Origin of the sequence: Pedobacter heparinus, assembly GCF_032678725.1 — a bacterium.
GTDB classification, from domain to species: Bacteria; Bacteroidota; Bacteroidia; order Sphingobacteriales; family Sphingobacteriaceae; genus Pedobacter; species Pedobacter heparinus_A.
Genome location: NZ_JAVTSC010000019.1, coordinates 23,272 through 37,159, shown reverse-complemented (window position 1 = coordinate 37,159; position 13,888 = coordinate 23,272). Strand labels below are relative to the sequence as shown.

Below are 13,888 nucleotides of genomic sequence, written 5' to 3'. Positions count from 1 at the left end.
GCCTTAAAACAATGGCTAATTTTAATGGTGGCAAAGAAGTTTATCTCCCCAAAAAAATCTCTACAGTACCGGACAATAACGACTTTAATAACAATGAGAGCGAGTACAGTAATAAAAGAAGTGCACAAACTGAAAACTTTATGGTTTATTGGGCCAAGGAATACGGCAATGATCCTTTGGCAAATAATGACTTGACCCATAGATTTGACATTAGAAGAGAACTTATTGAACTAGAGCGGTTTTATAAATATTATGTTGAAGAACTGAAGATTATTAAAAAAGGTAGTTCTGTAAGTGATAAATATAAAATTTTGTTTTTTATTACTGGTGGTAAAAACAGCACTGCTTATGGGTGGGGTGTAGAAAATAAGGTTGGAATTTTATGGTCACCGGCCGTGCGCATCAACAAAGAACCTTATGGTGTTCTTGCTCATGAGCTGGGGCATGTATTCCAATTCCTGGCAGAATGCGATAATAGTGAAACAAGTTTCAAAGGTGCTATAAATGAAATGGGTGCCCAATATATGTTGTGGCAAGTGTATCCAGATTGGCTTACATTCGAAAATTACCACCTGAAAGGTTTTCTGGCAAATACGCATCATGCCTTTCTTCATCCAGTTAATGCATATCATTCACCATTTGTAATCGAATATTGGGCAGCTATACATGGGGAAAAATTCTATGGTAAACTGCTTAGGGCGGTAAAAAAGGGTGAAGATCCGGTACAAACTTACAAACGCATTAATAGAATAGACCAGGCTAAGTTTAATGATGAGATGTTTGATGCCTCAAGGCGATTTGTTACCTGGGATATAAAGAGGGTTAATGATGTGGCGAAAAAATATGCTAATCAGCATTACAGTAAATTAATTGAAGCTGACAGCGGATGGCTCAGAATTGCTCCTGAAAATTGTCCGGAAAGCTATGGCTACAATGCTATAAAGCTAAATGTACCGGCGGTTCGTACCAATGTTGCTGTTAAATTTCAAGGTCTCGTGTCAAATGGTAACAAAGGTTCTAAAGAACCAGATGCCGGATGGAGATTTGGTTTTGCTGCCTACATAGCTAATGGTAGTAGGGTATATAGTAAGATACATTCCGGAATTAATGATATGGCGACATTTAAAGTGCCGCAAAACACCAAATATCTTTGGCTAATAGTTACTGCTGCACCACCTTCACATGTTACTTTAGACAGAAAAGCTGAAAATATTCCTAAATATCCTTACCAAATTAAATTATCAGGAACGAGCTTAAACAAAAGTTCTTAAAATGCATTGGAAGCCTTTTCTATTTCGAAAGCAGGATAGAAATAATCCACAGGCGGATTAAATGTTTCCTTAATTGCACGTGGTGATACCCACCTTAACAAATTAATCAGAGATCCTGCTTTGTCATTTGTTCCTGAACCTCGTGAACCTCCAAATGGCTGCTGTCCAACTACTGCACCGGTACACTTGTCGTTGATATAAAAATTACCAGCAGAATTTCTCAAAATATGCGAGGCCTTTGCTATTATTTCTCTATCCCTTGCTATAATAGCACCTGTTAATGCATAACCCGAAGTAGTATCAATGAGGTTTAAGGTTGCCTCAAACTGATCATCTTCATATACAAATACCGTAAGTATCGGGCCAAACAGTTCCTCCTGCATAGTCACGTACAGCGGATCTTTGCTTTCAATAATTGTAGGTTCAATATAATACCCAACTGATTTATCAAATTTGCCACCTGCAATGATCTCTACTTCTTTATGAGTTTTAGCATTTTTAATTACTGTTGTAAGTTTATCAAATGAAGCTTCATCTATTACTGCATTGATAAAATTACCAAAATCTTCTACGGGTCCGGTTTTGACAGTAGTCAGGTCTGCCAATAATTTTTGTTTTACTGCGGGCCATATAGAAGCAGCTACATATAATCTCGAAGCGGCAGAACATTTCTGTCCCTGATATTCAAATGCTCCGCGCAGTACGGCGGTAGCACTTGTGGCAACATTTGCCGAAGGGTGGATAACAATAAAATCTTTACCGCCTGTTTCACCTACTATCCTGGGATAACTTTTATAACGGTGGATATTTGTCCCGATTGTTTTCCATATATCATGGAACACTTTTGTTGATCCTGTAAAATGAATGCCTGCAAAGTCGGCATGGTTAAATATAACTTCGCCAGCTACAGGTCCTGAAACATAAATTAAATTGATTACCCCAGCTGGTAAACCAGCTTCTTTAAAAACGCTCATTAACACCTGGGCAGAATAGATCTGGGTATTCGAAGGTTTCCATACTACAACATTACCCATCATTGCAACAGAAGTTGGCAAATTTCCGGCAATTGCTGTAAAATTAAAAGGAGTAAGCGCAAAAACAAATCCTTCAAGAGGCCTTTGTTCTATTCTGTTCCATGAACCCGATGGTGAAACTGGCGGCTGCTGAGCATAAATATCGCTCATATATTTTACATTAAACCTTAAAAAGTCTATCATCTCACAAGCTGCATCAATTTCTGCCTGGTAGGCATTTTTAGACTGGCCCAGCATTGTAGCTGCATTAATTTCGTAACGATATGGTCCTGCGATCAAATCTGCGGCTTTCAGAAAGATTGCGGCACGGTGTTCCCAGGGCATTAACTCCCAGGATAATTTAGCCTGAAGTGCTGCATCAATTGCTGCATTTACTTCCGTCGCTGTACCTTCATGATAATATCCCAATACATGACTATGCCTATGTGGCGGATGAATGGCAATTTTTTTATTGGTCCTGATTTCCTTGTCGCCGATGTACATTGGTATATCCAATTGTTGGCTGTATGCCTTTTCAATTGCAACCTTTAATAATTTTCTTTCAGGACTGCTTAACCCATATTGTAACACTGTTTCGTTCACGGGAACGGGAACATTAAAAAAGCCTTTTGTCATTGTCTTACTTAATTTTTGGTCAAAGAACGCCTATTTGATCAAAATTGACAGTGCAGAAATTAACCATATATAACCATAAATTGTCGATGTGGAATTTCAACAACTGACTGTTTGGTAGGATTTTATCCATCTATTATCAAATATTAACCCGATGTTAAAATACATATGAAAGCTGTATACATTTGATGTATAAAATTACATCAACAACTCAAAAATCACACTTATGGATTTTGAAAATACAGCAATAGGATTTGGTTATAAAACTGATAAAGAATTGAAAAAGGCCGGGCAATTGTTTTCGATAATGAGATTTAGCTGGTTAGTAAAGCCTGGAATAAGCCTGACATTATTCGCATTAAAGTGGAAATTGCCGGTGAAAAATCTGATCAGGAATACTTTGTTTAAACAATTTGTTGGTGGAGAAAATTTGCCAGCTACTGACGGAACTTTACAATTGCTACTGCTGCATAAAGTGAATGCAATCCTGGACTATGGTGCCGAAGGAAAAGATCATGAAGATAGTTTTAGAATGGCCTGTAAAGAGTTCTTGAATCTTATCTCTCATGCTGCAACAAAACAAAATATTCCGTTCATCAGCATTAAAGTTACCGGACTAGGTCGCTTTGAGCTACTTGAAAAAATAAATAGTAAAGTATATAGAACTGAATCTGGGATACAAATGAACCTTGGAACGCTCACAACTGCCGAAAGGCAAGAGTGGCATGAACTTGTCAAAAGGATTGAACTCATTTGCCGGTCAGCTGCAAGTCATCATATTGGAATTCTAATAGATGCCGAAGAATCATGGATACAGAATACGATCAACGGCCTCACAGAAAAAATGATGCGTAAATACAATACTGATAAAGCAATTGTTTATAATACCATACAGTTTTATACCAAGTATGGTTATCCATTTTTAGTGGATAGTATAAATGATGCACATAAAGCTGGATATGTATTGGGAGTAAAGATTGTAAGAGGTGCATATATGGAAAAAGAACGAGAAAGAGCTGCCCGGTTAAATTATCCCTGCCCGATCCAGTTAAATAAAAATGCAACAGATACAGACTTTAACAGGGGATTAAGGTATTGCTTTGAAAATATATCCACAGTTGCTCTGATCATAGCTTCACACAATGAGCAAAGCAACTTACAGGCATTACAGCTGCTCGAGGAATTTGGACTGGAAAGAGGCCATCCCCATATTCACTTTTCACAATTATACGGTATGAGTGATAACATTACGTTTAACCTTGCCAAATCTGGGTATTCTGTAAGTAAATATTTACCTTATGGGCCTATTTCTGAGGTTGTTCCTTATCTGATGAGGCGTGCGCAGGAAAACACGTCGGTGGCGGGGCAAACCAGCCGGGAGTTATTATTGATTAGCAGAGAATTGAAAAGAAGAAAAGATTTTTAAAGTGATAATTGATCTCCTAATGTAATCGGCCTATTTTTAGCTAATATCGGTTAAAATCCAACGATAGCTGTCGCAAGCCTTAACCTACCTTTGTATTCGATTGTCGTACGGACGGATGATGAACGGATTTTGTTTACCTAAAATATTTAAATTATAACAGACCTGATATGAGTATAAATTGGACTGGGGTTTTCCCTGCTGTAACTACCAAATTTACAGCAAACGATGAATTGGATTTTAAAGCTTTCGATATAAATATCGAGGCGCAACTGGAGGCAGGAGTAAATGGTATTGTCCTGGGCGGATCACTTGGCGAAGCCAGTGTGCTTAGTGATGAGGAGAAATTTGCGCTATTGTCACATACGCTGAGTTTTGTAAACGGAAGGGTGCCCGTTGTATTGAACATTTCTGAGGCTACAACAAAAAAAGCAATTGAAGTAGCTGTAAAAGCAGAAAAAATTGGCGCCGATGGTTTGATGCTTTTACCCCCAATGCGTTATTATGCCTCACAGGATGAAACGGTTGCTTTTTTTTCGGCAGTTGCTGAAAACACCCGTTTACCGATCATGATCTATAACAATCCAGTAGATTACAAGATTGAAGTAACCCTGGATATGTTTGAAGCTTTGTCTAAATATGATAATATTCAGGCAATAAAGGAGTCCACACGAGACGTTTCAAATGTAACAAGGCTGATCAATCGTTTCGGTGACCGCTTCAAAATTCTGACAGGTGTAGATCCTTTAGCTATGGAAAGTATCGTTATGGGGGCTGATGGATGGGTAGCAGGTTTGGTTGATGCTTTTCCAAGGGAAACAGTTGCGATTTTCAGGTTGATCAAACAAAACCGTATTGCCGAAGCCTTAACGATTTACCGCTGGTTTTTACCTGTTCTTGAACTTGATGTTCATCCAAAGTTGGTGCAATACATTAAGATGGCCGAAGTTGCTACAGGGCTGGGAACCGAAAACGTGCGCGCACCCCGCCTGGCTATTGAAGGTGCAGAAAGGGAAAAAGTATGGAAAATTATTAATGATGCATTGGCTGTTCGTCCGGAATTGCCTGCTGGTAGCTGGGGAAAATAAGCTAGAATCTAATATGAACGGTAAAAATATTGTAGCCAGCGCATACACAGCTGCCAATGAAAAAAAACTGAAAGCTGTGAACCCGGCAACGGGATTGCAGTTGGACGGAGATTTTTTCAAAGCCAGTAAAAGCACGGTTCACGATGCTTTGACATCGGCGACTATAGCTTTTCAGAACTATAAAGGCCTGAATAAAGCGCTGAAAGCTGCTTTTTTAAATGCCATTGCAGATGAGATTGCCAATATCGGTGAGGAGTTGGTTAACAGGGCATCTGCAGAAAGTGGTTTGCCTTTGGGCCGTTTACAGGGTGAATTGGGCAGAACTACGGGACAATTGAGGTTGTTTGCCAATCTGGTTGCTGAAGGTTCCTGGGTTGGTGCAACTATTGATATGGCATTGCCTGAAAGGCAACCTTTACCAAAGCCGGATATCAGGCGAATGCTGATCCCGATTGGCCCGGTGGTTGTTTTTGGGGCGAGCAATTTTCCGCTTGCCTTTTCTGTAGCGGGTGGTGATACCGCATCGGCACTGGCATCCGGCTGCCCCGTGGTGGTAAAGGCACATCCTGCACATTACGGCACGAGCGCACTGGTTGGCGGGGCTATCATAAAAGCAGTGGAAAAAACCGGAATGCCAAAAGGTGTGTTCTCGCTTTTATATGATGATGGTTATAGTATAGGCACATGCTTGGTACAGCATCCGCTAACAAAGGCAGTGACGTTTACAGGCTCATTTAGAGGTGGCATGGCCCTGATTAACCTTGCGCAGCAAAGGGAGCAGCCTATTCCCGTTTTTGCGGAAATGGGCAGCATCAATCCAGTCGTTTTTCTTCCGCAGGCAATGGAGAACCAGGCAGAAGAACTGGCTAAAAAATATGCGGCATCTATTACTTTAGGTGCAGGGCAGTTTTGCACCAATCCTGGTTTAATGCTCGCTGTTCAGTCGCCGGCACTCGAAAAATTTAAATCTGTTTTAAAGGAAGTGATTTTTACTTTTCCATCTGCTACGATGCTTACTGAAGGAATAGCCAATAATTACAGCAAGCTTTCTACCGAAGTTATTCATAAATATGGTATAGCGCTTTTATCTGCCTCATCAGTTAAAAATTATGAACTCCTGAATCAATCGCAGGCAATGGTTGCACAGGTTAGCGCAAATGATTTTATAAATAATCCAAAGCTTAGTGAAGAAATATTTGGACCATATTCCCTCCTGGTAGTGGCTAAAAACATGTCAGAATTGGAAGCAGCCACTACCGCGTTGGAGGGACAACTGACCATAACGCTGATGGCCGAAAAGGATGAACTTAAAGATTATCAATCTTTGCTGAATAAGCTGATGGATAAAACGGGAAGGCTCATTTTGAATGGTGTGCCAACGGGGGTAGAGGTCTGTGCAGCAATGCAGCATGGCGGTCCGTTCCCGGCAACAAATGATAGCCGTTTTACTTCTGTGGGCTCAGCAGCCATTTATCGGTTTGTAAGGCCATTGGCTTATCAGGATTGGGACCGGGAGTTATTGCCTGATGAGCTAAAGGACGGAAACCCATTGGGTATTTTTAGAACGGTTAATCAAAAATTAACAAATGAACATGAGTAAAACTTTCTTTTGCGTAGACGCACATACCTGCGGAAATCCGGTAAGGTTGGTTGCGGGTGGTGGCCCACAGCTTAATGGCTTAAATATGAGCGAAAAGCGGCAACATTTTTTGAGGGAGTTTGATTGGATCAGAACAGGACTGATGTTTGAACCACGTGGCCATGATATGATGTCGGGCAGTATTCTTTATCCGCCTCATGATCCGGCCAATGATGTAGCTGTTTTGTTTATCGAAACCAGTGGCTGCCTGCCTATGTGCGGCCACGGTACCATTGGCACCATTACGATTGCTATAGAAGAAGGCTTGATTCAACCTAAAATACCAGGTATAATCCGTATGGAAGCCCCTGCCGGCCTGGTCCTGATCGAATATAAGCTGGAGGGCAAAAAGGTTAAATCAGTGAAGTTAAAAAATGTAGCCTCTTACCTGGCTGCAGAGCAGCTAACGGTTGAATGCCCGGAATTGGGCTTACTTACTTTTGATGTGTCTTATGGTGGAAATTTCTACGCCATTATTGATCCTCAGGATAATTTTCGGGGTCTGGAAAACTACACCGCCTCACAGTTGGTTACCTGGAGCCAGACGATCAGGAAGCGGATCAATGAACAATACACTTTCGTTCATCCGCTTGATGCCACCATTAATGGATGTAGCCATGTGCTATGGACAGGCAAAACCATAGACCCAGCTTCTACAGCCAGGAATGCAGTTTTTTATGGCGATAAAGCGATAGACCGCTCACCATGCGGTACAGGCACTTCCGCCCGTATGGCACAATGGTACGCCAAGGGAAAGTTAAAGCAGGGTGAAGATTTTATCCACGAAAGTTTTATTGGCAGTAAGTTCACCGGGAGGGTAGAAGAAGAAGTAGAGCTTAATGGAATAAGGGCCATTATACCAAGTGTAGAAGGCTGGGCAAAAGTGTTCGGTTACAATACCATCAACATCGATTCTGGGGATGATCCTTATGCACACGGGTTTCAGGTAATCTAATAAACCAAATAAAGATAAAGAATGACAAAGATCTTAATAATAGGAGCTGGAATTGTGGGCTTAAGTTCCGCTTATTACCTGCAGAAGAAGGGTTACCAGGTCACAGTTCTGGATAAAGGGGATATTAGTGATAATTGCTCTTTTGGTAACGCGGGTATGATTGTGCCGAGTCATTTTGTGCCTTTAGCAGCCCCGGGGATGATTAAACAGGGCATTCGCTGGATGTTCAATAGTAAAAGTCCTTTTTATGTACGCCCTTCTTTAAACGGTAATCTTATCAACTGGGGTATACAGTTTATGAAACATGCCAACGAAAAACATGTCAGCGAATCTGCCGGGCCTTTGAGAGATTTATCTTTGCTCAGTAAAAAACTGTATGAGGATCTGGCGAAAGAACCAGGTTTTGATTTCGAATTCACAAATAATGGCATTCTGGCTTTTTATAAAACAGAAAAGGCAAGAGAGGAAGAAGTGCAGCTGGCCCAAAGGGCGACAGAACTGGGATTGGATATGGCGGTTTTAAATGCAGATGCCTGCAGGGCGTTACAGCCCGCTCTAAATCTTGATGTTTTGGGGGCCGTACACTACCGTTGTGATGCGCATCTTTACCCCGGCAAACTAATGAACTCCCTGCTTCAGTATTTAACGCATAATGGTGTTAAAATCATTCGGGGCAAGGAAGTCGATAAGATTGAAACTGCAGCGGATAAAATTGTAAGGGTTTTTACGGGGGCTACTGCCTGGGAAGCAGATCAATATGTAATTGCTACCGGAGCCTGGTCGCCGGCGGTGGCCAAGCTGGCTGATACGAAGATTGCACTGATGCCAGGCAAAGGTTACTCTTTTATGGAGCCGGAACCCCGCAACAGGCTAACCATTCCCGCATTGCTTTGTGAGGCCAGAGTGGCCATCACACCCATGAATGGAAGCATCAGATATGGAGGGACGATGGAGTTGGACAAGATCAATACCAGGATAAATATGCGAAGGGTTAAAGGGATCGTGGAATCTGTACCCGCATATTTTCCGGATCTGAAACCATCTAGTCCGGCAAAAAAGGATATATGGTATGGTTTCAGGCCCTCATCGCCCGACGGATTACCTTACATCGGAAGGAGCTTAAACAGACAAAATTTGATTATTGCCACCGGGCATGGTATGATGGGACTTAGTTTAGGCCCGGCAACAGGTTTGCTGGTTAGCCAGATCATTTCAGGCGGATCTACTGATTTAAAATTAGATCCTTTCTCGGTAATAAGGGCGTAGTGATGGATTTAGTTCTTTGTGTTGGCTTAAGCTTTGGCATACAGGTATTTAAATGAGTTCTGTTGTATATTAGCAAATAGTAGCAGTATTTTAACCTTGTTTAGGTTTTTTTGGGTTTTTAGAGTTAAAATCTATACATTGGTTCTGTAATTACCAGACTTAAAACTAACCATCCAATGAAAGTATTACCATTTACTATTTTTGTACCCGATGATAAGAGTGTGATATCGGAACAGATTGAACAACCGCATTTTTACCCGTACTTGCATAGGCATGATGAGTGGCAGATCACAATTATAAAAAAAGGAGAAGGGACACTCATTGCCGGTAATGAAATGCATGCTTTTAGTTCAGGTGATATTTTTGTTATTGGAGCGAAGTTACCCCATCTCTTTAAGAGCAATCCGGAGTATTTCACAGATGACAAGAGTAAAACGATTAAGGCCACCTCCGTTTATTTCAATTCGAATGGAATTTTGGGGGCATTGTTCAACCTTCCCGAAATGAAGACGGTAAGCTCCTTTCTGATGAAAAATAAGCATGGTTTTAAAATCCCTGAACGTTATGCGAAAGCTATCGCAGAAAAGATAATGAATTTACACCATTCATCGAGTATGGATGTGCTGTTCAATTTTTTAAAGCTTATTAATGGTATTCATGGCTTAAACGAGTATATAGAGCCATTATGTTCAGATATGTATTCTTCAGATGTGACAGAAAATGAAGGGGCCAGATTGAGCAAGATCATCAATTTTATTACTGAAAATTACAATAACCAGATCTCTTTGGAAGATGTGGCAAATGCTGCTTTCATGACACCTCAGGCATTCTGCAGGTATTTTAAGAAACATACCAGGCATACCTTCATATCGTTCCTTAATGAGGTAAGAATAAACGATGCCTGCAAAAGCCTCATCTCCGGAGAAAGGGCTGATTGCATTTCGCTGGTGGCCTATAAGGCTGGTTTTAATAGCATTACCAATTTCAACAGGGTATTCAAAAGTATTATAGGCCAATCACCCAGAGATTATATTGACTCTTATGCCAAGCTGGCGGGATAAGTCTTTTAGCGCTTTCGCGTTCCGCCACACTGTAGTGATTTTTAAAACCTAATTTTTTGCTGCTTAAAATGAGATTATTGACATAAATATTATAAAAAAATTATGCTTGGATAACCAGGCTGATTTAGCTGAATAGGTTAATATCCGGTGAGTAATTGTGAATCGGTGCAAATCAATATCCTTTGAGATCAACTAGTTTTGACTCGGTTTTTATGATCCATAAGGGATAGTGCCCTCCGTGATTACCATTAAAATAAGCTTAGATGAAATTTATTTTTTGCGTTATTGCTTTTACATTATTTCCTTTTCTGATACTCCATGCACAGGTTAGTAACAATCCCTATAAACCGAATAAAGGGGAGCTGCTTGAAGCTTACCGGCGGATAGCGCTATTGGATTCAACAGTGGGTAAAAATATTTATAATCTGGACCTGAAACCGAACTGGCATGCAGATAACAGTGGGTTTTGGTACACTAGTTTTTCAGCAGGGATGAGATCGGTATACGAGGTTAATGCGTTGAGTACAAAGAAAAAAAAGATCCTTGATGATCAGTATCTGCTGAAAGCTGTTAACGATTTTACCGGAGAAAGGTTCAATCTTTCAGATGTGAAATTTTCTGACTCCTTGTTTTCTGAGGGACTTAACATTGCAAGATTTATGGTTAAACAGCAATGGTATACCTTGAATCTGAAAACGAATATACTGAATCGGCTTAATGGTGCTGGGAACGCTGGAAAAATAAAGCACAATATACTTTTTAAAAAATGGAATAAGAGCGGTGCAACAACTAAAAATTCTCCCAATAATGAATGGACGGTATTTGTAATGCAGCACAATATATTTTTAAGGAAAGTAAAAACTAAAGACACCGTCCAGTTAACCATAGACGGCACGCCGGAACTCGGTTATGGAGAAATTGTCTGGTCTCCGGATAGTAAGTATTTCTTAGCCTACAAAATTAGAAAAGTTGAAGCGAAGAATGTCTATACAGTGCGTTCATCTGTGCCAAATACTACAAGGGGGGAGCTGGTCAGTACACCGTATTTTCAGCCTGGAGATGAAAACAGCAGCTTTGAAATGTATGTTTTTAATGCGGAGCTCAAAAAACAACAAATAAAAGTTGATATGTCGAAGATAGATTTTAACGGACCTCCTGAAATTCATTTCAGTTTTGATTCCAGAAAGTTTTTGTTCAACAGGCCCGACAGGGGAAACCTGCGGTTTCGCATTATTGAGGTGAATGCTGCTGAAGGCATGACAAAAAACATTGTAGATGAGCAGGCCAATACTTTTATCTACTTATGGCGGGTTTATACCAAATTTTTGCCCAAAAGCCATGAGATTATCTGGTCCTCAGAAAAAGACGGATATCGTCACCTTTATCTTGTTGATGTAAGATCAAAAAACATTAAACCCATTACCTCGGGAAACTGGGTGGTTCGGGGAATTGATAGTGTAGATGTTGAAAAAAGGGAAATATGGTTTCAGGCTTCCGGGATGGTAAGGGGGGAGGATCCTTATAATGTTCATTTTTATAAGATTAATTTTTCAGGAAATAACCTGGTTGCACTTACGCCGGAAGTTGGTAACCACAAAGTTAAGTATGCTCCGGACATGCGTTACTTTGTTGATAGCTATTCTCAGGTAAACTTGCCTCCGGTGCATGAATTACGTCGCTCTTCTGATGGTAAAAAATTGACTGATCTTGAGCGGTCAGATGTGTCTTACCTGGAAAAAAACAAAATTAAAACAATGATGCCCTTTACCGCCAAAGGCCGGGATGGCGTTACTGATATTTATGGTGTGGTCTGCTTCCCTTTTAACCTCGATAAAGGTAAAAGCTATCCTGTAGTTGAAAACATTTATGCAGGACCACACGATTCCTTTGTTCCCAAAAACTTTGTTGCCTACGGCGAAATGCAGAGTATGGCCGATCTCGGCTTTATCGTTGTACAGATTGATGGAATGGGGACTGCAAACCGCTCCAAAGCTTTCCATGATGTTTGCTGGAAAAATCTGGTGGATGCAGGGTTTCCAGATAGGATGTTGTGGATTAAAGCGATGGCAAAGAAATATCCCTTTGCAGACACCAGCAGGGTCGGCATTTATGGCACATCTGCAGGTGGCCAAAATTCTCTTGGGGCGCTCTTGTTTCATCCGGATTTTTATAAGGCCGCGGTATCCTCATGTGGGTGCCATGACAACAGGGTAGATAAACAACCTTGGAATGAGCAGTGGATGGGCTACCCGGTAGCTAAACATTATGAAGAACAATCCAATGTAACCCATGCAGCTAATCTTAAAGGCAAGCTGATGTTAATTCTGGGAGAGAATGATGCAAACGTTCCACCGGAATCTACCTATAGGGTTGCGGATGCCCTGATAAAAGCAAAAAAGGATTTTGAACTGCTGACCATTCCCGGTGCAGGGCACACGGATGGAGGGCCCTACGGGCGACGCAGAAAGAGAGACTTCTTTATCCAGAATTTATTGAACGTACCTTCCATAGACTGGAACAGCCTCTAAAGATCCGGAGTGCTGCCCTGGCCAAATCAGGATTATAATCGTATTTTTTTTTAAATTTAACTTTTAAACATGAGAACAAATTTTTTTAACATCCTGATTTTAGTACTGGTTTCATTTTCTGCAACTGCTCAGAAAAAACCAGCCCGGGTATTGATTATTGGGTTGGATGGTTTTAGTACTGAAGGGTTCAAGACAGCAAAACACCCTAATCTGGATAAGATGATAGCCGACGGCGTATTGTCTTTAACCACAAGACCGGTAATGCCATCCATTACCTTGCCCAACTGGACCAGCCACATGACCGGATCAGGGCCTGAAGAACACGGTGTTACCAGTAATGAGTGGACGTTACAGAAACATTCACTAACTCCTTTGTTAACGGATAAAGATGGCTATTATCTTTCGATCTTTAAAGTTTTGAAAGAGGAGAAACAGTCAACCAAAATTGCTTATTACTATAATTGGAAAGAGCTCATTAATCCCATTAACAAAACCTATCTTGATGAGGTTTCTTTTGAAGAGAAGGATCAATATAAAGAGAATTATCTTAAAGCTTACAATTTTTTGCTGCAGCATAAGAAAAGTCCTGCGCTGGTATTTTTGTATAGTGTGCATACCGATCATGCAGGTCACGGCTTTGGCTGGATGTCGCCGGAATATATCAAGGCGATTGAAGATGTGGATGTGGAGATAGGCGTATTGCTTGACAAGTTAAAGACGGCAAAAATTTACGATGATACACATTTTATGCTCATTACCGATCATGGTGGTATCAATAAAGGGCATGGCGGTGTATCTATGAATGAGATGCAAGTGCCCTGGGCCATTACCGGACCACAGATTAAAAAAGCTGGACTGATCACGGAATTCAATAGCAATAAGAATACAGCTTTGGTACTGGCCAGGATTTTTGGGATCAGTAAGCTACCGGATTCCTGGACAGGTACCTTGCCAAAAGGAATATTTAAATGATGATCATTCTGTAACGTTATATTTTAATCCTTTGACAAA

Annotated in this window: 10 protein-coding genes; 9 read left to right on the top strand and 1 reads right to left on the bottom strand. The window is 40.8% G+C overall.

Annotation, left to right across the window (positions count from 1 at the left end; translation table 11 throughout):
- Positions 1–11: 11 nt before the first annotated feature.
- Complete coding sequence (locus R2Q85_RS22640; protein WP_316814083.1) at positions 12–1,271, top strand: DUF6055 domain-containing protein; 1,260 nt, start codon at positions 12–14, stop codon at positions 1,269–1,271.
- Here R2Q85_RS22640 and pruA read toward each other — a convergent pair.
- Positions 1,268–2,920, bottom strand: a complete 1,653-nt coding sequence (pruA, locus tag R2Q85_RS22635; protein ID WP_316814082.1) for an L-glutamate gamma-semialdehyde dehydrogenase — start codon at positions 2,918–2,920, stop codon at positions 1,268–1,270. The two genes, R2Q85_RS22640 and pruA, sit on opposite strands and share 4 nt — an antisense overlap.
- Positions 2,921–3,143: 223 nt before the next feature.
- Between pruA and R2Q85_RS22630 the strand changes: the two genes are divergently transcribed.
- The 8 genes from R2Q85_RS22630 (at position 3,144) to R2Q85_RS22595 (ending at position 13,849) form a co-directional block, all read left to right on the top strand.
- Entirely contained in the window at positions 3,144–4,343 is a 1,200-nt protein-coding gene (locus tag R2Q85_RS22630; RefSeq protein ID WP_316814081.1) for a proline dehydrogenase family protein, read from the top strand.
- A 167-nt stretch (positions 4,344–4,510) separates the two neighbouring features.
- Positions 4,511–5,428, top strand: coding sequence for a dihydrodipicolinate synthase family protein (locus tag R2Q85_RS22625; protein ID WP_316814080.1), 918 nt, complete (start codon positions 4,511–4,513; stop codon positions 5,426–5,428).
- 13 nt (positions 5,429–5,441) lie between these two features.
- A complete protein-coding gene (locus R2Q85_RS22620) occupies positions 5,442–7,028 on the top strand; it encodes an aldehyde dehydrogenase (NADP(+)) (RefSeq protein ID WP_316814079.1) in 1,587 nt (528 codons plus the stop codon).
- Positions 7,021–8,022: a 4-hydroxyproline epimerase gene (locus tag R2Q85_RS22615; protein ID WP_316814078.1), complete on the top strand. Its 1,002-nt coding sequence runs from the start codon at positions 7,021–7,023 to the stop codon at positions 8,020–8,022. The genes R2Q85_RS22620 and R2Q85_RS22615 overlap by 8 nt, the downstream gene beginning before the upstream one ends.
- 21 nt (positions 8,023–8,043) lie before the next feature.
- Positions 8,044–9,288: an NAD(P)/FAD-dependent oxidoreductase gene (locus R2Q85_RS22610; RefSeq protein ID WP_316814077.1), complete on the top strand. Its 1,245-nt coding sequence runs from the start codon at positions 8,044–8,046 to the stop codon at positions 9,286–9,288.
- 176 nt (positions 9,289–9,464) lie between these two features.
- Positions 9,465–10,349 (top strand): AraC family transcriptional regulator, encoded by an 885-nt coding sequence (locus R2Q85_RS22605; RefSeq protein WP_316814076.1) that lies wholly within the window; start codon positions 9,465–9,467, stop codon positions 10,347–10,349.
- 263 nt (positions 10,350–10,612) lie between these two features.
- Complete coding sequence (locus R2Q85_RS22600) at positions 10,613–12,877, top strand: S9 family peptidase (RefSeq protein WP_316814075.1); 2,265 nt, start codon at positions 10,613–10,615, stop codon at positions 12,875–12,877.
- A gap of 69 nt (positions 12,878–12,946) precedes the next feature.
- A complete protein-coding gene (locus tag R2Q85_RS22595; RefSeq protein ID WP_316814074.1) occupies positions 12,947–13,849 on the top strand; it encodes an ectonucleotide pyrophosphatase/phosphodiesterase in 903 nt (300 codons plus the stop codon).
- The last annotated feature ends 39 nt before the right edge of the window (positions 13,850–13,888 follow it).